21 protein-coding genes are annotated in these 23449 nt (G+C 58.0%); 7 read left to right on the top strand and 14 right to left on the bottom strand.

All coding sequences use genetic code 11. The features are described from left to right. The first annotated feature begins 171 nt into the window (after positions 1-171). Positions 172-1407, top strand: coding sequence for an aromatic ring-hydroxylating oxygenase subunit alpha (locus tag NTD84_RS26055; RefSeq protein ID WP_262171650.1), 1236 nt, complete (start codon positions 172-174; stop codon positions 1405-1407). A 78-nt stretch (positions 1408-1485) separates the two neighbouring features. Here NTD84_RS26055 and NTD84_RS26050 read toward each other — a convergent pair whose 3' ends face one another. Further along, positions 1486-2439, bottom strand: coding sequence for a LysR family transcriptional regulator (locus tag NTD84_RS26050; RefSeq protein WP_262171648.1), 954 nt, complete (start codon positions 2437-2439; stop codon positions 1486-1488). A 447-nt stretch (positions 2440-2886) separates the two neighbouring features. Between NTD84_RS26050 and NTD84_RS26045 the strand changes: the two genes are divergently transcribed. The 5 genes from NTD84_RS26045 (at position 2887) to NTD84_RS26025 (ending at position 8549) form a co-directional block, all read left to right on the top strand. Further along, on the top strand, positions 2887-3924 hold the full coding sequence (locus NTD84_RS26045) for a glycine betaine/L-proline ABC transporter ATP-binding protein (RefSeq protein WP_262171646.1): 1038 nt from the start codon (positions 2887-2889) through the stop codon (positions 3922-3924). A gap of 52 nt (positions 3925-3976) precedes the next feature. Continuing rightward, on the top strand, positions 3977-4942 hold the full coding sequence (proW, locus tag NTD84_RS26040; protein WP_262171643.1) for a glycine betaine/L-proline ABC transporter permease ProW: 966 nt from the start codon (positions 3977-3979) through the stop codon (positions 4940-4942). A 114-nt stretch (positions 4943-5056) separates the two neighbouring features. Continuing rightward, complete coding sequence (gene proX / locus NTD84_RS26035) at positions 5057-6040, top strand: glycine betaine/L-proline ABC transporter substrate-binding protein ProX (RefSeq protein ID WP_262171790.1); 984 nt, start codon at positions 5057-5059, stop codon at positions 6038-6040. A gap of 75 nt (positions 6041-6115) precedes the next feature. Continuing rightward, complete coding sequence (locus NTD84_RS26030; RefSeq protein WP_262171640.1) at positions 6116-7465, top strand: MmgE/PrpD family protein; 1350 nt, start codon at positions 6116-6118, stop codon at positions 7463-7465. A gap of 49 nt (positions 7466-7514) precedes the next feature. Then, complete coding sequence (locus tag NTD84_RS26025) at positions 7515-8549, top strand: GlxA family transcriptional regulator (RefSeq protein ID WP_262171638.1); 1035 nt, start codon at positions 7515-7517, stop codon at positions 8547-8549. Between the two features lie 42 nt (positions 8550-8591). Here NTD84_RS26025 and NTD84_RS26020 read toward each other — a convergent pair whose 3' ends face one another. The 4 genes from NTD84_RS26020 to NTD84_RS26005 form a co-directional block, all read right to left on the bottom strand. After that, positions 8592-10964, bottom strand: a complete 2373-nt coding sequence (locus NTD84_RS26020) for a hypothetical protein (protein ID WP_262171636.1) — start codon at positions 10962-10964, stop codon at positions 8592-8594. A 61-nt stretch (positions 10965-11025) separates the two neighbouring features. Then, a complete protein-coding gene (locus tag NTD84_RS26015; RefSeq protein ID WP_262171634.1) occupies positions 11026-11775 on the bottom strand; it encodes an ABC transporter permease in 750 nt (249 codons plus the stop codon). 7 nt (positions 11776-11782) lie between these two features. Next, complete coding sequence (locus NTD84_RS26010) at positions 11783-12784, bottom strand: ABC transporter substrate-binding protein (protein WP_262171631.1); 1002 nt, start codon at positions 12782-12784, stop codon at positions 11783-11785. Beyond that, positions 12781-13620, bottom strand: a complete 840-nt coding sequence (locus NTD84_RS26005) for an ABC transporter ATP-binding protein (RefSeq protein WP_262171629.1) — start codon at positions 13618-13620, stop codon at positions 12781-12783. The genes NTD84_RS26010 and NTD84_RS26005 overlap by 4 nt, the downstream gene beginning before the upstream one ends. A 134-nt stretch (positions 13621-13754) precedes the next feature. Here NTD84_RS26005 and NTD84_RS26000 point away from each other — a divergent pair, with 134 nt between their 5' ends. Continuing rightward, on the top strand, positions 13755-14498 hold the full coding sequence (locus NTD84_RS26000) for a GntR family transcriptional regulator (protein ID WP_262171626.1): 744 nt from the start codon (positions 13755-13757) through the stop codon (positions 14496-14498). A gap of 105 nt (positions 14499-14603) precedes the next feature. Here NTD84_RS26000 and NTD84_RS25995 read toward each other — a convergent pair whose 3' ends face one another. The 9 genes from NTD84_RS25995 to NTD84_RS25955 all read right to left on the bottom strand — a co-directional run bounded on the left by NTD84_RS25995 (position 14604) and on the right by NTD84_RS25955 (position 23443). After that, complete coding sequence (locus NTD84_RS25995) at positions 14604-15221, bottom strand: TetR/AcrR family transcriptional regulator (RefSeq protein WP_262171624.1); 618 nt, start codon at positions 15219-15221, stop codon at positions 14604-14606. A gap of 86 nt (positions 15222-15307) precedes the next feature. Beyond that, the gene (locus tag NTD84_RS25990; protein ID WP_262171622.1) at positions 15308-16804 is read right to left on the bottom strand and encodes an aldehyde dehydrogenase; all 1497 of its coding nucleotides are present in this window, start codon (positions 16802-16804) and stop codon (positions 15308-15310) included. Positions 16805-16821: 17 nt separating this feature from the next. Beyond that, a complete protein-coding gene (locus tag NTD84_RS25985; protein WP_262171619.1) occupies positions 16822-18441 on the bottom strand; it encodes an ABC transporter ATP-binding protein in 1620 nt (539 codons plus the stop codon). 44 nt (positions 18442-18485) lie between these two features. Further along, positions 18486-19298, bottom strand: coding sequence for an ABC transporter permease (locus NTD84_RS25980; RefSeq protein WP_262171588.1), 813 nt, complete (start codon positions 19296-19298; stop codon positions 18486-18488). A 13-nt stretch (positions 19299-19311) separates the two neighbouring features. Further along, a complete protein-coding gene (locus NTD84_RS25975; protein WP_262171586.1) occupies positions 19312-20268 on the bottom strand; it encodes an ABC transporter permease in 957 nt (318 codons plus the stop codon). Positions 20269-20363: 95 nt separating this feature from the next. Further along, positions 20364-21143 carry an alpha/beta fold hydrolase gene (locus NTD84_RS25970; RefSeq protein WP_262171583.1) on the bottom strand — a complete coding sequence of 260 codons (780 nt, stop codon included), beginning with the start codon at positions 21141-21143 and terminating at the stop codon, positions 20364-20366. Between the two features lie 11 nt (positions 21144-21154). Next, positions 21155-21367 carry a tautomerase family protein gene (locus tag NTD84_RS25965; RefSeq protein ID WP_262171580.1) on the bottom strand — a complete coding sequence of 71 codons (213 nt, stop codon included), beginning with the start codon at positions 21365-21367 and terminating at the stop codon, positions 21155-21157. After that, complete coding sequence (locus NTD84_RS25960) at positions 21367-22410, bottom strand: LLM class flavin-dependent oxidoreductase (RefSeq protein ID WP_262171577.1); 1044 nt, start codon at positions 22408-22410, stop codon at positions 21367-21369. The genes NTD84_RS25965 and NTD84_RS25960 overlap by 1 nt, the downstream gene beginning before the upstream one ends. A 37-nt stretch (positions 22411-22447) precedes the next feature. Beyond that, positions 22448-23443 (bottom strand): flavin reductase family protein, encoded by a 996-nt coding sequence (locus NTD84_RS25955; protein WP_262171574.1) that lies wholly within the window; start codon positions 23441-23443, stop codon positions 22448-22450. Positions 23444-23449: the final 6 nt, after the last annotated feature.

Raw genomic sequence — 23449 nt, 5'->3', positions numbered from 1 at the left:
CCGCACCCATCGATAACATTTCATTATGCATTGATAAGAGTAAAAGTTTCTTGTTGATGCAAAGAGGGCGTCGTAGCCTTACAACAGCGATATTTTACCGACGAATTGTTGATTAAGTTTTTCGTACATTCGTCCCGTTAGTTGAATACTGGTATTTGGAGTGTGTGGGCCGTGAGCACTAAATCGACAGTTTCAAATCTTATCGCGCAGCGCAAAACCGATTACGCGCTGCCAGGTGCCCTGTATAGCGATCCAGAGGTTTATCGGCAGGATCTGGAACAGATCTGGCACCAAAGCTGGATCTTCGCCGGGCACACATTTGAGCTGGAGAAGCCGGGTCAGTACCTGTCGCTGCAAATCGGCGATTACCCCGTCGCGGTCGTGCGCGGCGCCGATCAGCAGATCCGCGCATTCCACAACGCGTGTCGGCATCGCGGCTCCAAGGTATGCCCGGAGGCCAGCGGCAAGGTCGCCAAGCTGGTGTGTCCTTATCACAAATGGACCTTCGAGCTGGATGGCCGACTGCTGTTTGCCGGGAACATGGGTGACGATTTCGACAAGTCCCGGCACGGGCTGAAACCGGTGCATTGCGAGGTCGTCGAAACCTACATCTACGTGTGCGTCGCTGACGTCGCGCCGGATTTTTCGTCATTCAGAAAGGCTGTGACGCCCTTCGTGGCCCCGCATAACCTGGACAACTGCAAAGTCGCTTTCGAGTCGAGCATCATCGAGAAAGGCAACTGGAAACTGGTGTTCGAGAACAACCGCGAGTGCTATCACTGCGACGCCACTCACCCGGAATTGATGCACTCATTCGTGGACAACCCATCAGTGGGCGGCGCGGGCGGCGACGAGGATCTCGAACTCAAGGAGCACTGGGACCGCTGCGAGGCCGCAGGCCTGCCCAGTCAGTTGGTGATGGATGTTGAAGGTCGCTTCCGCATGACGCGCATTCCGTTGTTTTCCGGGGCCGTCAGCTACACCATGGATGGAAAGCCCGCGGTCGCCGGCCGGTTGGACAGCAGCGGTGAGGCCAACATCGGGGCGCTGCTGTATTTCAACTACCCGTCAACCTGGAACCACTTTCTGGGCGATCACGCGCTGAGCTTCCGCGTGCTGCCGCTCGGCCCGAGCGAGACGATGGTCACGACAAAATGGCTCGTCAGGAAAGACGCACAGGAAGGTGTCGACTACGACATCGATCGACTCACCAAGGTCTGGCTGGCCACCAATGACCAGGACCGCACGTTGGTTGAAGGCGCCCAGGTCGGCGTCAGCTCCCCTGCTTACGAGCCAGGCCCGTTGTCGGTGGCAAGCGAAATTGGTGTGTGCCAGTTTGATGACTGGTACTGCAAAACGATGCTGGATCAGCTCAATCACACAATCCCGCTGAGATCCGTCGGCTAACGCAACACGGCCGGTGGTGATCACTCTTGACGATCACCGCCGGTACACCGAACCACTCCCCTCCTCAACGCGGACGGCTCAGGCAAACTGGGCGAGAATCCAGTCGCGCAGCCGACAACAGGCGTCGTCATTGATCCGGTCTTCACGAAAGGTCAGGTAGTGCTGGCTCTCATGAAGCACCACTTCCTCCTCGACCGGCCGGATCAGCGTGCCGCTTTCAATCAGGTTGGCCACCAGGTGATTCCACCCGAGGGCCACGCCCTGATGGGTCAACACCATGCTGATCACCAGGTTGTAGTCATTGGCGTTGAACACGTGAGGGCTGTCGTGCGGGCGCTTTTCGATATCGACATCGTGGTAAGCCAGCCAGACGCCCCAATCGACGTGCTCCGCCACCTGGGAACGTCCGTAAGGACTGAGGTTGAGCAAAACCCCGTCGCGCAGTCCCTCCAGATTGAACAGCTCGGGATGCTCTTCTTTGTAACGTGGTGTGCACACCGGGTAGATCACATCATGAAACAACGGATAACTGCGGTAGCCATCCTGAACCCTGGCCATTTTGGTGATAAAGATGTCCGGCGTGACGCCCGGCTCCATCGACAGGAAGTTTTGCGTGGTGACCAGGTTCAGATCAATGTCGGCGTTCCTGGTAAAAAAACCCGGCAACTTGGCTGCAAGCCAGAGCGCCGAAAACGCGGGCGAACAGCACAGTGTCAATGTGCGCTTGCCTGCGTTATGGGTGCGAATACGTTCCGCCGCCTGGGAGATATTGACGAACGATATTTGCGCCGCATCAAAAAAGATCGAGCCCGCCTCGGTTAATTCAACCGCTCGCCCTACGCGCTTGAAAAGATCTACCCCAAGATAGGCCTCAAGCTCGCGAATCTGACGGCTGATGGCGGCTTGAGTGACGCACAGTGCTTCCGCGGCACGGGTAAAACTCTGATATTTGGCCGCGGCAACAAATGACTTCACCGCTTTAAGGGAAGGCATTTTCAACAGCGTCATGTCTGGATCGATATGTTTAACCATAACCTAGAGTATTGAATATCCGGTTTGGGGCCCGTTGGCAGGGGCGTTAAAGGTGAGATCAGTCACAAAGTTCCGTTTCAAGCCTGCACTGGAGCGTAGCGGAAACATCGCGTCTAAGACAGAGCCTGCGGTGGTCGTCTGCGCAACCAGCACTGCCGCTGTCGCAAATTGGCATGCTGGAATTATTGATAACATGACGTTATTGATTGGCCAGAAGAAATGTTGTTAGACGCTGACTCTATTAGGTAATAACTTTGCTTTCGAGGAACTGCTTAATTCAGCTCCGATAAAACAAGAATAATAAATCACATAATAAAGAGGACGGTCACAATGACTAACTCGCAACCTTTCCCCCCGTTCGACTGCCCCCATGAGCACCGTCATAAGTGATCAGGACATGTTTGTTCAAGTGCTTGATCGTACGTCGTAATTGCAGCAGGAGGGGTTATGAGTCTTGGTGACGAGATACTCTCGGTAAACAACATTTACAAAGTCTTTGGCGCCCAGCCGAAGCTCGCGATGGAGATGCTGGCTCGCGGTGCTGACAAGAATGAAATATTCAGCAAGACCGGCCAGGTGGTTGGCGTTTTCAATGCCAGTTTCTCCGTAAAACGTGGAGAGATTTTCGTCATCATGGGCCTTTCCGGTTCCGGGAAATCCACGATGGTGCGGTTATTCAATCGGCTGATCGAACCCACGTCCGGGACCATCCACCTGAACGGCAAGGAAATCACCGGTCTGTCGGACGCCGATCTCCTCAGCGTCCGGCGCAAAGACATGAGCATGGTGTTTCAGTCGTTTGCACTGATGCCTCACATGAGTGTGATCGACAACGTTGCGTTTGGCCTGGAGATTTCCGGTGTCGAGGAATCCGAGCGCCACAAGCGCGCACTTGAAGCCCTCAGGCAGGTCGGCCTCGATGGACACGCCTTCAGTTATCCGCACCAACTGTCCGGCGGCATGCAGCAACGCGTAGGCCTGGCCCGAGCGCTGGCCAATGACCCGGCCATCCTGCTGATGGACGAAGCCTTCTCCGCGCTCGACCCGTTGATTCGCAGTGAAATGCAGGGCGAGTTGATCCGCCTCCAGGCCGAGCAGCAGCGCACCATCATCTTCATTTCCCACGACATTGAAGAGGCGATTCGCATCGGCCACCGCATTGCGATCATGGAAGGCGGCCGCGTGGTGCAGATCGGCAGTCCACAGGAACTGCTTTGCAACCCGGTGAATGATTACGTCAAGGCCTTCTTCAAAGGCTTCGATGCATCGAAGATCCTCAAGGCCGGCGACGTCGCGAGGATTTGCGCCGAACATCCCTACGCCAACGACCAGTCCATTCCCACGCTGCAGGCCGATGCGCCCCTTCATGACGTCTTTCACATCGTTGCCGATGCCGTTAACCCGGTGGCCGTTCTGGATCGCCAAGGGGTTTTCAAGGGCACGATTTCCAAGAGTCTCCTGCTCCAGACCATGAGCCGCCACTAAGTTTCGATGCGCTGGCCCTGGCGTGCCAGGCTCAGACATCCAGGTGATTAGCATGAACGAATTCAGTCTTCTTGATCCCTTTCAATCCATCAGTGTGCCGTTGGGCCAGTGGGTGGAAGTCGCTCTAAATTTTCTGGTGCACAACTTTCGCGACATCTTTCGTTCGATCAGATGGCCCATCGACCAGGTGTTGAACGGCATCCAATTTGGTTTGTTGGCGATCCCTCCGACGATTTTCATCATCATTGCCACGCTGTTTGGCTGGCAGGTGGGCGGGAGGAAAATCGGCATCCTGTCCTTCGTTACCCTCACGCTCCTGGGGATTATCGGCGTGTGGAACGAGGCGATGGTCACCCTCGCGCTCGTGCTCACGTCGCTGTTCTTCTGCGCAATCATCGGCATACCGCTCGGAGTCCTGTGCGCCCGCAGCGACCGGTTGGAAATGTTGCTGCGCCCGCTCCTGGACGCCATGCAAACGCTGCCGGCGTTTGTCTACCTGGTCCCCGTCGTCATGCTGTTCGGGATCGGCAACGTACCCGGCGTGCTGGTGACGATCATTTTCTCGGTGGCGCCGCTGGTCAGGCTGACCAACCTCGGCATCCGGCAAGTGCCGGAAGACAAAGTCGAGGCCGCCAGAGCCTTCGGCTGCACCCCGCGCCAGATGTTGATGCGAGTCCAGTTTCCATTAGCCGCGCCCACGATCATGGCGGGGCTGAACCAGACACTGATGTTGTCGCTTTCAATGGTGGTGATCGCCTCGATGATCTCGGTGGGCGGGCTGGGCCTGATGGTCCTTCGCGGTATCGGGCGCCTCGATATGGGCCTGGCGACTGTCGGTGGCCTGGGCCTGGTGTTGCTGGCCATCTTCCTTGATCGCTTGACTCAAGCGATGGGCGAACACAGCAACCGGGCCACCCGAGGCGAACGCTGGTACCAGACTGGCCCTGTCGGAATGGTGTATCGCCTGAAAAGAAAAAACGCCGTCAAAGAAATCGACACCAGTCCAAAGCGAACCTGATCGGTGTCGCCGCGCGCACCGTACCCCTCAATAGAAGCTGACTCCTTAAACCACGCAAGGTAGACGATAATGAATTTCAAACAAGGTGGAATGAAACAGAAAGTTATTCGTTCCATGGCGGCTCTGGCATTAACGGTCTCCCCTCTTTTCGCATGGGCGGCGACGGCGCAACAACCCGGTCAAGGGGTGTCCATTACCCCCATCTTCCCGTCCATCGCCGAAGAGCGCTTCCGCGGCGAGATCGCCATGGCGGGGCTTAAAGAGCTGGGCTACAAAGTTCAAACGCCCAAGGAAACCGAATATTCCACCATGTTTGTTGCCCTCTCCAGTGGCGACGCCGATTTCACCGTGCACATGTGGGAAGAGTTGCATAAGTCGTTCTACGAAAAAGCCGGCGGCGATGATGTGATGGTGAAAACCGGCAGTACGATGCCGGGCGTGCTGCAGGGTTACATGATCGATAAAAAAACCGCAGACGAACACCACATCACGTCGCTCGCCGATCTGCAGAAACCCGAGATTGCCAAACTGTTCGATGGCGATGGCGACGGCAAAGCCGACCTGACCGGTTGCAACCCGGGTTGGGGCTGCGAACTGATCATCGCCCACCATATGAAAGCCTATGACCTGACCAAGACCGTTTCAAACAATCAGGGCTCCTACTTCGCGCTGATGGCCGACACCATTGCCCGTTACAAGCAGGGCAAATCCATCCTCTATTACACCTGGGTGCCGCAGTGGATTTCCGGGGTGCTGGTCGAAGGTAAAGACGTTGTATGGCTGACCGTGCCGCGTACCGATCTTCCGGGTGGTAAAAACGATACCAACACCACCTTCAACGGCAAAAACCTCGGCTTCGCCGTAGACACCGTCAGGGCGGTGCTGAATAAAGAGTTCGCCGAAAAAAATCCGGCGGCGGTGAAATTCCTCTCTGACATGCAAATCACCACCGACGACGAAAGTGCCCAGAATCTGAAAATGCACAACGGTGAGAAAAGTGCAGCGGACATTACCCGCCATGCCGCGGAATGGATTGCAGCACATCGCGAAAAATACGACAGCTGGCTGGCAGATGCCCGCGTCGCCGCGACCAAATAGACGTTAACCACGCTGCATACAGTTGCCTGTCCCAAGGCAACTTTTCATCAATTTGCTTTCTACAGGATTCATGAAATGCAGTTGTATTCGTTCGTCCAGAATTTCAACTACAGCGACGCGCCCTCGCCTACACGCGAGTTGGTTAAAACCTGCCTGCTCGACATCATTGGCGTGGCCGCCGGCGCTCGCAACAATCAAACCAGCGTGCTGCTCAAGACGTACGCCGACACTCACTACGCGGCCACCCAGCTGTCCAGCCGTCTCTGGTTCGACGGCCGCGCCGTGCACCCATTGGGCGCCGCGTATGCAGGCGGTTTCTGCGTGGATAGCCTGGATGCCCATGAAGGTCACTTCACCTCCAAAGGGCACGCGGGTGCAACTGTTGTCCCGGCGATCGTTGCGCTGATAGACGCGTATCGTCGTCAAGGCATGGACATCAGCGGCGAGGAATTTCTCAGCGCCGTGTGCATCGGCTACGAGACTGCTTTGCGCGCAGGCCAGGCATTGATGGCCACGGCCCCGGAATATCACGCCTCAGGTGCCTTCTCCGGGATCGGGGTCGTTTGTGCCGGCGCCCGCCTGTTGAAGCTTGACGAACCGACGTTCCGTCACGCATTGGGCATCGCCGAATATTTCGGTCCGAGGTGCCCGATGATGCGCCTGGTGAGCTTTCCCACGATGCTGCGTGACGCGCACGGCGCCGGAGCCTATGCGGGCCTCAACGCTTTATTGATGGCACAGCTGGGCGTCACGGGCGCACCCGCCGCCACCGTCGAACCGTTGGAGATTGCCTCGTTCTGGCAGGACATCGGCACGCGCTGGGAGATCGATGAGCAATACTTCAAACCGTGGCCGGTCTGTCGTTGGGCGCAACCGGCGCTGACGGCCATGACCGAATTGATGCGCACTTATCCCGTCATCACGGCGGAGTTGATCGAGACCATCGATGTCGAGACCTTCCATGAGTCAGTGTGCTTGCAGGGGCATTTTCCGAAGAACGCCGACGAGGCGCAGTATGCGCTGGCGTTCCCCCTCGCCGCCTTGATCGTTCGTGGAAAGCTGGGGCCGGACGAGGTCACCGGGGACTCGATTCATGCGCCCGACATCCTGAACATCAGCGGCAAGATCACCCTTCATGAGGCGCCTGATCTGTCCGCCCGCTTCCCGGAGGAAATCCTCTCCCGGGTCACGGTGACCCTGAAGGACGGCACACGCCTGACCAGCCCGACGGCGACCGCCAAGGGCGACCCCGGCAACCCGATGTCGAATGACGAATTCAGCGCCAAATACCATTCACTGGCGGATGGCAGCCTGGGCACCGCGCTCAGTCATGCCATCCAGTACAGCGTTGCCGTACTGCCTGACAGCGAGGACTGCCAGTCATTTTTCAATTTGCTGCTCTCCGCTCCTGCCAACGCAGCCTGATTACGCAAGGGTTACCTGGCTACCTCGGTTCCGGCGGCAAAGAGGATTTATGCCATTCGTCTTCGAGAGCGTGCTTAAAGACAAGAACCGGGGATATGCCTGTACGGCAGAGCAGCCCATCAAGCTGCAGACGGTGACCCGTGTAGCGTTCGTGCTGCTGAACCATTTCTCGATGATGTCATTCACCGGCGCTATCGATGCGCTGGTGACCGCCAACCTGATGAGCGAAACAGCGGCATTCGAGGTGTTGACCGTCGGGATCGACAGTCGCCTGGTGATGAGCGATCTGGGCATTGCGATTTCAACCGACCTGCAACTATCCCAATTGCCTGATCGAGTCGACGTCCTGATCGTCGTCGGTGGTCTGCGGGTCCAACTGATCAGCGACTCGCTGTTACGGCGCACGCTACGTCACATTGCCTCCCTTGGCGCGACCCTGGGCGGCTTGTGGAACGGCGCCTTTTTCCTGGCGGAAGCTCAATTGATGGACGGTATCGAGTGTGCCTTCCATCCAGATGGGCGAGCGATGATGGAAGAGGTGTTCCCCAAGGTGCAGATCTCTCGCCGGACCCACGTAGTGGATCGAAACCGCATCACCTGTGCTGGCGCCAGCAGCTCGTTACGAATGATGCTGGAGCTCATCACCGCCAGGCGAGGCAGGTCGCTGACCCAGGCTGTCGAGGAAATACTCAGTTGCGATCAGACGGCTGAAGTCTCGGGGATCTCGACTGTCGCGGTTGACGCTGACCCTACCCTGCCGCAAACCCTGAAGCTCGCATTAGAGCTGATGCAAAAGAACATCGAAGAGCCGCTGTCGATCGACGAGCTGGCCCGGTGCGTGAACATTTCCCGACGCCAACTGGAGCGTCGTTTCTGCCGCTTCGTCGGCGCCACGCCCACGCGTTACTACCTTGAGCTGCGGCTGACGCGAGCCCGTCAACTGGTTCTGCAGAGCAATCGGCCGATCACCGATATCGCGATAGCAACCGGCTTTTGCAGCTTTGCCAATTTCCATCGACGCTTTCGTGACTTCTTTGGCGTAGCGCCGAGTAGCTACAGGGCGACCTACGAACGCAGGCGCTAGGTTCCTCGAAACCCAGGCCTGATTTTCTTGCAGCGCGTGCGATTAAAGAACCGTCAGAAACAACGCCGACGTCCAGACCCTGGACTGATCGCGCTGACGCGCACAGATGAACAACGGGTGTTCGCGGCCCGCCTGCAGATTCAACTGCGTCAGCTCAATTTTTCCTTGCAACTCGCGAGGCAGTGGCGCAGCGGTGGTTCTCTCCAGCGAGACTTTCAGTTCCGCGCCTGGCAGCTCTTCAATCACCTGAGCGTGTGCGAGCAAGTCTTCACCGGACACTTCCATCAGCACCGTCGGCGCGTGCACCCAGGGTTGCGGTTCGCTGGGGTCGCCCACCTTGATGTAGTTGTCGATACGCGTGTGGATCTGCAAGGTCGCGCCGGCCAGTTGTGACAGGTCGATTTCGATGCTGTCGGTATCGCCGTTGGTGTCGGTGCGAAACGCCACGGTCGTTGCGTCCTGACGCCATACGGTTTGCTCGGGATGATCCAGGCCCAAGGCGCGAAAGCCGTTGATGACGGCGCCCTTGATGCGAATTTCACCGGTCCAGTAAGCGCCGCGATAGCGATCCTTGATCCGCGCGCCACCCAGGCGCAAACGAATGCGCTGGGAGGAAAAGCCGAGTTCCTGGTGCAGGTTGCGCGACCAGATCAGCTGGTCGCCATCGAACAGATCGACCTGTTCCCAACCCGCCTCTCCCAGCAAGCGATAGTCCAGCGTGGCATCCGCCTGCGCCGTGAAAACCTCGCCCATGAAGTGCTGGCCCTGGCTCAGGCTGGCAAAGGAGCGCTCGCCGGTGGTGGCAAACGTGCGGCGGGCGCGCAGGGCCTTGCCGACGCTGGCCCGGTCAAACCGCTCGGCGATGACGCCGGTGAGCCCGCCGCGCGATCCAAACACCGCCGTGGCCGGCACCCCGCCGCCACAACGGCCCTGATGTTCATCGCTGTTGGCCGCCGCGCCGACCCGATAACCACGCTGCAATGCTTCGGCATAGACCCAATGGAACTGGCCCCAGGCCGAGCCCACTTCGATCAACCGTTCCAGCTCGGGATGATGCCAGTCGAGGTTACAACGGCGCCCTCCCACGTGCGGCATCATCAGATGGCCCTCGGGGTCCTTGGCATAGGCGGCGTACAACTCGTCCACCGGCCAGGCGCCCGGTTTGATGGTGCCGGCGGTGAACTCGTTCCACTCGAATGAACGCACCAGGCGCCCCTGATTATCGAATGGAAACTCGGGCTTGCGATCGTGCAGGAACACCACATTGCGGTCGCCGCCGGCGCAGGAGTTGCCGCACCATTCGGTGCCGGGATAACACACGAAACGACCCGGCTCATTGAGTTCATGGATCAGCTTCACCGCCTGATCCCAGCGTTGCTCGGTAATGTTGAAATCGTTGGCGGTGTAGCCGAGCACATCCAGCCCCGCGACGTCGCGGCCGTAGCTGAGGTTGTACAGCGTGTCATTGGTGCCCACGGTGTCATCGGAGTGCACATGCAAGTCGGCATACAACGGGCGCATCGCCGCCCCCGCCGGGTCGACCGTGACGAACGCATGGGCCCGGCGCACCGAGGGCAGTTGCACGTCGGCGGATAATTGCCATTCGCCCACCGCGCCCAGCTCAAAGCCTTCCAGTCGAGCCGTCGCCCAGCCCTCCGCCGCCAGGGTAAACGGTTGCTGGCGCTCGTCCCCTTCAGGGCCGACAAGGGTCAGGAGTCCGTTCAACGGCAACTGGCGGCAGGTGTTGCCCCAGGCATCATCCACCCGCAGCAGCACGTCGAACGCCTCACCGACACCGACCAGGCGCGGCACGATCACCTGCACGCTGTGCGCCGGTCCGGGCACGATGTCCAGCAATGGATCGCCTGGCACCTCGGCAAATTTCGAACTGCCCAGCGGGTCGATGAACAGGCGGAAGCGGAAGTCTTTCTCGACGAAGCTCTGTACCCGCGTACCCGCGCCGCCCTGGCGACGATCACCCAGGCGAAGGATGATCTTGTCTCCCGGATTCAGGTAGCCGTCGATGATGTCGATGATGATCGCTTTCTGGAAAGGCCGTTCGTGGCCCTTCTGATCGAAACGCACTTTCAAATGCTGCACGGTGGCCTGGCTCTGTCCCGGGACCAGCTCGCCCGCCTGATATTCGGCGCTGACGTAGTTGGGGCCCGCGGGATTCGAGGTCTGGAACAAGGCCCAGTCGGAATAAAACTTGAACGCCAGTTTCAGCCAGGCGCCATCCGCCAGGCCACTGCCGCCGACCTCGTAGACCAGGGTGATTTCATCCCACTGGCCGGCCACCAGCGTGTCACGGTCACACTGGACGCTGCCCAGGAACGGGCGCTTCTTGTTGCGTGCGTAGAGGCCTTGCGGGGCAATGTAATGCCCGGCTTCGCGGGGATCGAAAACGTTACTCACATGACACCTCGTGCAGTGGTCCACTGAAGGTTTGAAAGGGCTTGAACACAAACGACGCTGCTTATTGCACGCGCCATTTCTGGTAGTGGCGCTCGATGCGCCGGAACACGAAACTCTCCATCAGCCAGGCGATCAGGCCGATCAGCACGATGCCCAGCAACACTTGGCTGCTGTTGCCGATCTGTCCACCCGTGGACACCATCCAGCCGATCCCCCTGGACGCGCCGATCATTTCCGCAGCGACCAGCGCCCGCCAGCCCTGGCTGAAGCCGATACGCAAGGCCGCGGTCACGAAGGGCAATGACGCCGGCAGGTAGACGTGGGCCAGCAGTTGCCAGGCATTGGCGCCCAAGGTGCGTGCGGCGCGGACTTCGCCCCCGCGAATGCTCTGCACGCCCTCCTGGATCGTCACGGCCATCGGGAACACCGCGGCAATGAAAATCACCAGCACGATGGAGACATAACCCAGGCCGAAAATAATCATGATCAGCGGCGCCCAGGCGATCGGTGGGATCGCCATGAACAGGCTGTTGAGTGGCGAGATGAAGTCGCGAAAGCGTGAAGACAGGCCGCCGGCCGTGCCGAGCAGGATCGCGACGATCACCGCTGCGCAGAAGCCACCGACCTCCTCCAGGACACTGGCTTGCAGGTGTTGCCAGAGCGAACCGTCGCCCAACCAGCGCAGCGTCTCGCGGGCGACATCCCACGGCTGCGGCAGGATGTAGGTGGGAAAACGGCTGGCCAGGGCCACCCAGATCAGCAGCAGGCAGGGCAGCGACGCCCATCCCCAGTTCGGTTTTGGCAAGGACATGACAGACTCAGCGCGAGGCTTTTTCCAGGTAGGCGGTATCTACGATCTGCTCGGTCTTGAGCGTCGTGTCGATAAAACCCAGGTCGTGGGAGTAGTTCATCAAGCGTTGGATGAACTGGATGTCCGACGTCTGCAAGTCCGCCGACCAGCCCAGTCGGGTACGCGCCTGAGCGACGATGGCCTCCGGGGTGATGGTCTTGCCGTCGATACCCTGCACCGCTTCAAGCTTGAACGCCTCGGCGATGATTCGATTCGACTCGGCGGGATGCTCGTTGAGGAACGCGATGGCCTTGCGGTGCGCACGCAGCAATTTGACCACGTCGTCCGGTCGCTCCTGCAAGGTCTTGGGCAAACCGATCACCACGTACCACGGGTACTCGGGCAACGACTGGTTGACGTCGAGCAGTATCCGGCTCGAACCCCGCAGCAGTGACTGGCTGACAAAGGGTTCCCAGGAGAACGCAGCATCGACGATGCCACGCTCCAGCGCGGCGTTCATGTTGCCGGGTGGCATGTCGATGATGTCCAGGTCCTTGTCGGGGTTAAGTCCGGCCTTTTCCTTCAGGACATAACCTCGCAGCAGCACATCCATGCCACTGCCCTTCTTGACCCCGGCCAGTTTTTTGCCCCTGAGTTGACCCAGCGAGGTGATGGGACTCTTGGCATCGACAATCACCGCGGCCTGGCCGTAATTGACCTTGGCCAGAATCCGGCTCTCCAGCCCTCGGGAAAACCATTGATACACCGGCGGCGTTCCGACGTACGCGACATCCAGCTCGCCGGCCGCCAGCGCCTGTTGGACCACGGGGCCATCGCCCAATGCCTTGAGATCGACCGTCAAGCCTTCCTCGCGATAGTAGCCTTGTTTGTCGGCGATCAATGCCGGCGCATTGGCCATCGCGAAGACATAGCCCACACGCAAAGGCTTGTCTTCGCCAGCCACGGTGAATGCGCTGTTTGCCAGTGCGGCCACAGACAATGAAAGGGCAAGCAGCGAACGTTTGATCATGCTGACAACTCGGGTTGAAGGTGGGGATGAGGGGTCGATGCAGACACTTCCATGACGTGGGAGATGCGCTCCATCAGTTCATTGCGGTAATCGAGGAATGCGGGCAAACGACGGGTCTTGAGGTTGGAGCGAGGCCGCGGCAAATCGATCTGCAGCTCGCTGTGGATACCGCCAGGCGCAATGTTGAGCACGATGACCCGATCGGCCAGGAACACCGCCTCGTCGATGTCATGGGTGATGAACAGCACCGTCTGACCCAGCTCGGCCCAGAGGCGCAGCGTCTCTTCGTTCATGCTGTTGCGACTGATGGCATCCAGCGCGGCGAACGGTTCGTCCATCAGCAACACGCTGGGTTCCAGCGCCAGGGTTCTGGCCAGGGAGACGCGTTGTTGCATGCCGCCCGAGAGTTGATGCGGCAATCGGTGCGCGGCATTTTCCAGGCCGACCAGGCGCAGATACTGCAAGGCTTGAGCGCGCTGCACCGGCTCGCTGGCCTCGGCCGTCATGCGCAGGCCGAAACGCACGTTTTCCAAAGCACTCAGCCAGGGAAACAACTGCGGTGCCTGGAACACATACCCCAACTCCGAACGCTCCGGGTGCACCGCGGTCTGGTTGATAGTGATGTGACCGCCCTGTGGTTGCACGAAACCTGACAACAGATTCAACAAGGTGGTTTTCCCACAACCGGACGGCCCCAGGATCGCGACGAACTCGCCGGGCCGGGCGCTCAGGCAGAAAGAGGAAAACACCCGATGCCCGTTGGGGTAGCTGAAGCTGATGTCATCGACCGTCAGCGCGTCGGCTTGCTGCTGTGAATGAGAGTGGGTTCGAGGCATGGCAAGTGTCGTCAGGTCGTCTTACAATGGAATGCCTGACATAATACGTATTAATACAAGTTGTCCCAATAACCTATTTTTATAACCTTAGAAGTGAAGTCACCGCTCCACTCCAAGGCTAATGGAAAACCACAGTGTCCGCCTCCATTCTTCGCGACAGCACGACCTCGCTTTACGAACAGATCGCCCATCAGTTGCTGGAGGAGATTCAGCGCGGCGCCTACGAGCCCACCGGCAAGCTGCCGTCAGAGGCGGAGTTGGGTCAACGCTTCGCGGTGAGCCGCGTGACGATCCGCCTGGCGGTGGGCAAGCTCAGCGACGACGGCGTGGTGGAGCGCAAACAAGGCAAAGGCACCTTCGTGGCCGCCAAACAGGTCCGCCACGGCCTGGATGCCTTGCGCAGTTTTCATGAGGCGTTATTGCTGCAAGGACTCAAGCCGAGCATGCAGGTCATCAGCCATGAACAACGGCCGGTGCCAGAGGATTTACGCGGTTTGTTTGAAGCTGCAGACGATTGCTTGCTGCTGGAGCGCCTGCATTTCGTCGATGAAGAACCCATCGCCCTGGGACGCAGTTATCTGCCCGCCGAGCTGACCAGCGTGGTGTGGACGGAAGTCGAGCATCAGCCGATTTACTCCATCCTGGAGTCGATCACCGGCATGCCCGTCACCCGCGCCGACCTGGCGATCCGTGCGCAAGAAGCCGACAAAAGCCTGGCCAGCGTCCTGGGCGTCAAACGGGGTGCAGCGCTGTTGGTCATGGAGCGCACTTCGTACTTTGCCAATGATCGCTGCTGCGATCGCACCACGTTTTTCATCCGCCCGGAACGCTACGCTTTTATCCTCAGTGGGGTTTTCAAATCGGCGAATAGCCGGTAGAGGCCCTCGAAGCTCAGGCTGCCCGATAGGGAGATCGCGCCGCGGCGGCGATGACAGGAAAGTCAATTGCCGGTCTAGCGGGGTACTGGAACGCGCAACGTCCAGTCAAGGCTTCGCCAGATAAAGTGATACAAGATCCAGACACGCCGCGATGCCGTTCTCGATGGACTTCATGTTTTTGCTGCGTTGCCAGTCCAGCCATAAGCCGTCCAGCATTGCCATCAGCGCATCGGCTGAGCGTTCTACGGACTCGGGTGCGCATCGATGTTCCTGAGCAATCCTGTTCAGAATTTCCAGCAAGCGCTCGCGGTAGACGGCGTAAAGCTTGCGTTCGGTTTCGGCGATATTTTCGTGGAACAACGAGGCTGACCAAAAATCGATTCGCACTGACAGATAGCTTCGATCCAGAAACTGACCCGTAAACCCACTGCGTAAAAATATCTCCAACTGGCTCATGGAAGAGCCTTCTTTGGCTACAAGACCCGCCTTGGTCGCTTCATACAGTTTGCGGGACGCATATTTGTAGGTCTCCACCAATAGCTCATTCATATCCTTGAAATGATAGGAGATATGCCCCAGAGACATCTCTGCACGGGCGGCAATTTTCCTGGCGGACAGTTTTGCGTAGCCCTCTTCGCTCAAGCACAGGAAGGCAGACTTGATAATCTCTTCCCGGCGCTGCTCAGGACTTTCGTAAACCTTTTTGGGTGTCTGCCGCGCCATTGCTCAGTCTCGAATGCGATCTAAATAAAGAGGGGCGGCATTGTCCCCCTCCCCCCGTAACAGGTCAAACGCATGCCTGTGGTGCTTTAGAGCTTTATCCAGGTCGATTTCAATTCGGTGTATTTATCGAATGCATGTAACGATCGATCGCGGCCGTTGCCTGACTGTTTGAACCCGCCAAACGGCGCAGTCATGTCTCCACCCGAATATTGATTGACCCATACCGAGCCCGCACGTATCGATTTTGCAACCCGATGGGCCCTGGAAAGATCCCGTGTCCATACTGCGGCGGCGAGGCCATAGGGGGTGTCATTGGCAATCGTAACGGCCTCCTCCGCGGTATCGAAGGAAATGACTGATAATACCGGGCCGAATATTTCCGCCTGGGCAATGGTCATGGCGTTGTCGACGCCGTCGAACAAGGCCGGTTTCAGATAGCAGCCTTCGACACCGGCAAGACCTGTCTCGCCACCTTGCACCAGCCTCGCCCCTTCGCTAACGCCGGTATCAATAAAACGTCTGACCTGCGCGAGGTGTTGCTGATCGACCAGGGCGCCCAGCTGGGTCGCCGGATCAAGTGGATGGGACGGAGTCCATGGCGCCAGGGCGATCTGCAAATACTCCATGAACTGTGCCTTGGCACTGCGTTCGATCAGCAAACGTGAGCCGGCTACGCACACTTGTCCCTGGTTGTAGGCAATCGCGGAGGCGGCACTTGCAGCGGCAGCCTGCAGATCAGGTGCATCGGCGAAGACAATGTTGGGACTCTTGCCGCCCGCCTCTGTCCACACGCGCTTCAGGTTCGATCTCCCTGAGGCAACCATCAGTTCCTTGGCAATTTTGGTGGAGCCGGTAAAGGCGATGGCATCGACATCCATGTGCAGCGACAACGCACTTCCGGCTTCATGGCCATACCCCGGCAGCACGTTGAAAACTCCGTCCGGTATTCCGGCCTCCGAGGCCAGTTGGGCGACCCGGATCGCCGTTAACGGTGAGCGCTCCGAAGGCTTGAGGATGACCGAGTTGCCGGTTGCCAGTGCGGGCCCGAGCTTCCAGCTCGCCATCAGCAGGGGGAAATTCCAGGGAACGACCACCGCCACCACACCCACGGCCTCGCGGGTGATCAGGCCCAGTTGGTCTTGCGGGGTGGATGCAATCTCTCCGTACACCTTGTCGATCGCCTCCGCGCTCCAGCGTATGGCGTTGGCGGCACCAGGGATGTCGACGTTGATCGCGTTGGAAATCGGCTTGCCCATGTCCAGGGTTTCAAGGAGGGCGAGCTCCGCGGTGTGCGTCTCGATCAGGTCAGCGAAGCCGATCAACACCCGCTTACGTAAAGCAGGCGCCATCCGCGACCAGCTACCCACCTCGAATACTCGTCGCGCGCAAGCAACTGCAAAATCAACATCGCGCGTCGTGCACCGGGCAACGGAGGCAATCACGCGACCGTCAACGGGGCTGACCTTGTCAAAGGCCTGCTGCTCCACCGCCTGACGATACTGACCGTCGATAAAACATTGCCCATTTATCGCTACCGAGGCGGCCGCTGCAGTCCACTCCGAAAAATTCTTTTGCAGTGCCATCTTCCACTCCTTGATGCTTACGATTGTGCGGAGCCGCAGCGAACCAGATCATCCAGCCAGTCAGGGTTCATCTGCGGCATGCTGTTTACGAGTTGCGTGACGTATTGATTGCATGGCGGGGCAAACACGGTGTTCCGCTCTCCGTACTCGACCACATGGCCTGATTTCAAAACCAGGACGTCATCAGCAATCGACTGCACAACCGTGAGGTCATGGGTGATGAACAGATACGACAGGCCAAGGGCATTTTTCAGATCATCGATCAATCTAAGAATGCCTTCGGCCACCAGTTGATCCAGGGCACTGGTGATTTCATCGCAAATGATCACCGCGGGATCGGCGGCCAACGCCCTGGCGATGCCAACACGTTGTTTCTGGCCGCCGGATAACTCTTCAGGGAATCTGGAGAAAAATGTGTCCGGTTCAAGTCCCACCGCATCAAGAATTTCCCGGGTCCTGATGCGCAATTGTGCGCCGTTCAAGTCGCTATAGAACTGCAGTGGCCGGCCAACAATGTCGCCGACGCGATGACGAGGATTCAGCGCGGTATCGGCCATCTGGTAGATCATCTGGATCGACTTCAATTGATCCCGGCTACGCCTCTTGAATGAACTTGCCAGCGCTTCGTCGTTGTACGTTATGACGCCCTTCTTGGGCGGCAACAGTCCAGTGATACAACGGCCCAGGGTCGACTTGCCGGAGCCGGACTCCCCCACCACCGCCAATGTGCGTCCGCGATACACATCAAATGAAATGCCTTCGATGACATTCTTGTTCCCATAACCGGCCTCGATGTGCTTCACCGACAGCACCGGTTTCGCCGTATGGCTGACAGGTGGCTGTGGCGAACACGCCAGGTTCCGTACAGCCCACAGCGACTGGGTATAGCTCTCGATGGGATTCTCGATCAGCCGGCGCTTGTCCCCGGCTTCCACGACTCTGCCGTCCTTCAACACAACCACCTGGTCCGCCATCTGGGCCACCACCGCCAGGTCGTGGGAAATGTAGATCGCCGCCACCTTGAACTCGCGCACCAACTCGCGAATGGTCAACAAGACATCGATCTGCGTGGTGACATCGAGGGCGGTCGTGGGCTCGTCAAAGATGATCAGGTCGGGGCGGCAAGACATGGCCATTGCTGTCATGATTCGTTGTAACTGCCCGCCGGATACCTGATGCGGGTAACGCAAGCCGATGGTTTCCGGCTCGGGCAGCGAAATTTTCCGGTAGAGTTCGACCGCCTCGCGCTGCGCGTTACTACGATTGGCGACGCCGTGCTCGACGGCACTCTCGCAGTGTTGATCGATCAACTTGTGCGCGGGATTGAAACTCGCCGCGGCCGACTGTGCGACATAGGCGATTCTGGCCCCCAGCAGGCCTTGGTGTTGCGTTGAAGACAGAGTGCGCATGTTGATGCCATCGAACAGCACTTCGCCTCCGGAAATCCTGCAGCCTTCACGGGTGTAGCCCATAGCGGCAAGCCCGATCGACGATTTGCCTGCGCCGGACTCGCCCACCAGACCGAGGATCTGGCCCGGCTGCAATTGCAGGTCAATGCCGTGAACAATCTCGGTCCAGCCGTCTGCCGAAGCGGCTTCGATGCGAAGACCTGTAATCTTTAGAAGTGGCTCAGGCATGCTCGTATCCCCAGGCATTCATAGGTTTTTGACGTTTATTTGAATCAGCGACGCTGGGCCAGAAACCAGTCAACGACAAAGTTGACGGCAATCGCCAATACGCCAATCGCAGCGGCAGGAATCAAGGGTGTGAGATCACCGAACGAGATCAGCGATGCATTTTCACGCACCATGCTCCCCCAGTCGGCCATTGGCGGTTGAAGTCCCAAACCCAGGAACGACAACGACGAGATCGTCAGGAACACAAAACAGAACCGCAGCCCGAACTCCGCAATGAGCGGCGCCTTGACGTTGGGTAGCAACTCGACCATCACCAGCCAGTACAGGCCTTCGCCGCGCAGCCTCGCCATCTCCATGTAATCGGTCACGACCACGTTCATCGCCACCGATTTCGCCAAGCGATAAATGCGCGTGGCGTCGACCAGCGCGATGACGAACACGAGATTGAGCAAACTGGTGCCGAAGATCGTCAGGAGCAACAGCGCGCCGATCAATTGCGGCACGGACATGAGCATGTCGACGACGCGTGAAAGCACGGCTTCAAACCAGCCGCCCACCGTGGCCGCAACGAGCCCCATGACGCCACCGATGACGAATGCCAGGAGCGTCGACAACAATGCGATGCCGATGGTGTTGCGCGCGCCGAAGATCAGCCGTGAAAACATGTCACGCCCCAGGTTGTCGGTACCCAACCAGGCTTGGGCGCTCCATGGATCGTATTCACCGCCCACGATCTGCGTCTCGCTGTACGGCGTGATATACGGCCCGAATACCGCCATGAAAATGTACAGCGCAATTACCAACACCCCCAGGCGCGCCGACCAGGACATGTGTTTGAAAACCGTCGGAATGTTCATGCGTCTCCTCCCTTTACTTGCGATGCAGTAAACGTGGATTGGTGGCGATCGAGATGATGTCGGCCAGCAGATTGATGCTGATGTACACCACCGCGAAAATGCAGCAGCAGGCCTGCACCACCATGAAGTCGCGCTTGACGACGGAGTCCACCATCAGTTGTCCGAGTCCCGGATAAACGAAGACAACCTCGACCACCACCACGCCCGTGATCAGGTAAGCCAGATTGACTGCAATGACGTTGACGATAGGTGCCCAGGCATTTGGCAGTGCGTGACGGATGACAACGTTGAATCGGGACAGCCCTTTCAACCTGGCCATTTCGATGTAGGGCAGCCTCAGCAGGTCGAGCACGGCGATCCGCGTCATACGCATCATGTGGGCGGTAATCACCAGGGTCAGGGTCAGTACTGGAAGAAACGCCGAATGCAGTCGCTCTGCGAACCCGGCTGAAGCCGGCACGTCGGCAATGGAAGGGAATATCGAATACGTCACGGAGAACAACAGGATCAATATGTAACCGATAAAAAACTCCGGCAGCGAGACCGCCGCCAGCGAGATAACGTTGACGCAACGATCGTAGAGAGAGTCCTTGTACAACGCCGCGAACAGTCCCAGCGTGACCGCCAACGGTACGGCAATAATCGCGGTGTAGGACGCCAGAAACAGCGTGTTGACCATCCGCTGGCCGATCATCTCGGCCACCGGCCGGCCGTTGGATAACGAGGTGCCGAAGTCACCCTGAAGGCTGCCATACAGCCAGTGCAGATAGCGCGTCAGCGCCGGCTGATCCAGGCCCAGTTCATGTCGAAGCGCAGATAACGTTTCGGGTGTCGCCGACTGTCCGAGAATTTGCTGAGCCATGTCGCCCGGCAGCATCTGTACAGCGGCAAAGATAATCGCGGACACGCAAAACAAGGTCACGACGCCGATGAACACGCGTCGCAAGATCACCTGATACAACATACCCATAACGTCTACCTGCTTATCTGAATAGATAACGTTCTTGTTGTAGACCGGTCGGCTGAGCGGCTGATCGCGCGCCAGCCGAGCGGTATTCAGCAGCGTCAGGAACCGGTTTTTTCGAGGAACGTTTTCAAATGCGGTGTCACACGATCACTGGCCTCGATCAAAATCGCGTGCTTCAGCCCCGGCATGATGACCAACTCGGAGTCAGGCAACGCATCGGCGATTTTCCGGTTCAATTGCGGATTGCAGCCGCCATCGAACTCGCCCGTCAACACCAGGCACGGGTGATTGATTTCATGCAGCCAGGGCGACATTTCAGTCTGCGCATAAATACGGAACACATTGAGGAACACCTCGCCGTCGGTGTCGATCACCTGCTGCTTGCGCCACTCGATTACTTCCGGATGCCGTTCGCAGAACGACTCGGTAAACCAGCGCTGCGTCAGCGTCTCCAGCACCTGAGGGATGCCCTTCTGCTCCATGGCGTGGACCACTTTGAGCACGTTCTCCGAATCCTGTGCGGACCTGAACGCGGCAGTCGATAACAACCCGACACTGAGCACCCGATCAGGGTACTTGCGGGCGTAGGCCGGCCCGATCATGCCGCCGAGCGAATGCCCGATGACGTGCATCTTCTCGACGCCCAGCCGCTCACGAAGCGCCTCCAGGTCGGCGACCAGTTCGTCCAGCCCAAAGGGCCCGGCCGGCAACGGTGAATCGCCGTGACCGCGCAGGTCATAGCGAATGCAGGTGTATCGATCCTTCAAAGCGGCAGTGATCTTGTCCCAACCTGTCTTGCGCGCGCCGATACCGTGAATCATCACCAGCGCGGGACCTTGCCCTTCTACCGCTACAGCGCACTCAATGGCTTTGGTCATATCTATCTCCTCTACGCCGGCTTTTTCGCGTTCTCAGCAATCACATCGGCATAGGGTCTACCAGCGGAGCCCCAATCGATCGGGTCAACTTCCTTGAGCAAAATGATGACCGCCTGCGCAGTACCGCCGCACACATTCACATAAGTGTCAGTCAGCGCTTTGATCAGCTCGCGTTTTTTGTCTGGCGTTCTTCCGGGAAACAAATCAACTGTAATGACTGGCATTATCCAACCCTCTTGTTAATGGCTTTATTTGCACTGGAAAAGCAGGGAATGATCTCTTCACCAAATCGGCGAACCATATCGAGTGAATCGTCCTGGGACTGCCCGAAGTTGGAGGTCATGATGACTTCATCAATGCCTGCCTCGGCATATTTGCCCAACTGATCAAGCATTTGTTCCTTGGTGCAAATCAGCAGGTTTTTCCCAAGTTCTTCGATTGACTGCTGTCGCGGTAATGCGCTGATACCCCCCGCGCTAACAACCCCGGGCCCGGAAAAAACGTTGTCGAAGCGTTTGTAGTAATCAAACGCCAGGGCAATTTTTTCCTTGGCATCTGCCTCATCCCGCGCCAGATAGATCGCCCGCTGCAAGGACAACCGGCTTTTCGGGGCATCGGTTGCCGCTTCCGCTTTTCCGCGGCGGAAAGCACTGACCTGATCCAGCAGCATTTGGTGGTCACCGCTCAACGGCGTGGTTTGCACCGAGTAGCCTTGCCTGGCACAGGCAAAAATGCCTTCGGGCACCATCGTTGCCACCATCAGCGGGATGTCGCGCTCAGGGCGGGGCATGATGGTCAGCGGATCAAACTTGTAGTACTTGCCATCCCAGGACACTTCTTTTTCAGTCAGCAGCGCCTTGAGTACCGCGAGGGATTCATCAAATCGCTCGCGTGTGGAATCCATCGGCACACCCAGGCGCTCTATTTCATATTTAAATGCTCCGCGCCCTACGCCCAATACCAGTCTGTGATCGGTCATCGCATCGGCTTGAACGACTTCGCCTGCAAATACGCGCATATCGCGGATCGGCAAAACCACAATCGACGTTACCAACTCAACATGTTGAGTGACCGAAGCAATTTTTACCGCCATTTGCAAAGGCGATGGCACCAGCAAAATATTGATCAGATGATGTTCCGGTATCGAAACCCCGGCATATCCAGATCGCTCAGCCTGGACCGCCTGCTCGACCATACATTGATATAACTTCTTGCCGGAACCCAGATGATCGGGCAGGTAAGAGCTCAGGAAATGATTGAATTCCATATTAAAGTTCCACTTTATGGGGATTAGATAATGCGGGTTAGTTGCCCCACTCCATCCAATTGACCGGCTTGCCTGCTATGCCGGCGATTCGCCCGCCGTCGGCGGTATCACAATAAATTCCGAAGGCATCTGCCTCGCGCTCTTTGAAGAAGCGATGAACCATACTTATCGTGTATTCCCCATCGACCAGATTCCACGGCGCGTCCTCCTCATGGAAAACCTTTACTTCCCAACCCGTGTCCTGACCTGACGGCACGTTGTCGCTGATCGAATCGCCGCGATAGAACAGCTTGGTGTAGCCGTCATCGCCCTCTTCGAAGATGGAGTACACAAAGGAAACGTCGCCTTGTAGGCCCGCCTTTTTGAATACCTGCGCGATTATGTCGCGCTGCCCGACACCGTTACGCCAAAACAATCCAGGCACTGACCAACGCAAATCATTGGGTGCTTTGACCAGAATCAGTCCATCGTCGTGGGAAATGAGACACCCCACTTTTACCGCTGACTTGAGATCAGTCTGTATGGCCTGATTACCGATGGAAAAATCGATGTAGCTACCGCGGAAATACCCCAGTGGACTGCCTGCCGTGCTCGCGTATTTAGTGACTTCACCAATGATGATCAGATGATCGCCCGCATCAACGCACTGCTGGCGTTTACAGCACATCACGCTGAGGCTGTTGGCCAGGCACGGTGCAGCGGTTTCCTTGAGCAGTTGCACGCCTTCGAACTTGTCCGCCCCTCGGCCAGCGAAGGTATTCGACAGGTCTCGCTGCCATTCGCCGAGGACATTGATGGCGAAGTTTTCCGCCGCGCTGTAGACAGGCAAGCTGTTCGAGTTCTTGGCAATGCAGACCAAAACCAGCGCAGGGTCCAGGGAGACGGAAGTAAATGAATTGGCGGTAAAACCGCGTGGTATCCCCTCACTGTCCCACGCGGTGACAACCGTCACGCCCGTCATAAAACTTCCAAACACATCACGCAGGCTTCGAGTTTCTTCGCTGCTGACGTCCCGCCATTCAAGGTTGTTCATGGTGAA

The sequence above is a fragment of the Pseudomonas sp. 14P_8.1_Bac3 genome (assembly GCF_025466085.1).
Taxonomy (GTDB): domain Bacteria; phylum Pseudomonadota; class Gammaproteobacteria; order Pseudomonadales; family Pseudomonadaceae; genus Aquipseudomonas.
The sequence above is the reverse complement of the archived record's forward strand: the minus strand, read 5'-3'. Positions and strand labels throughout refer to the sequence as shown.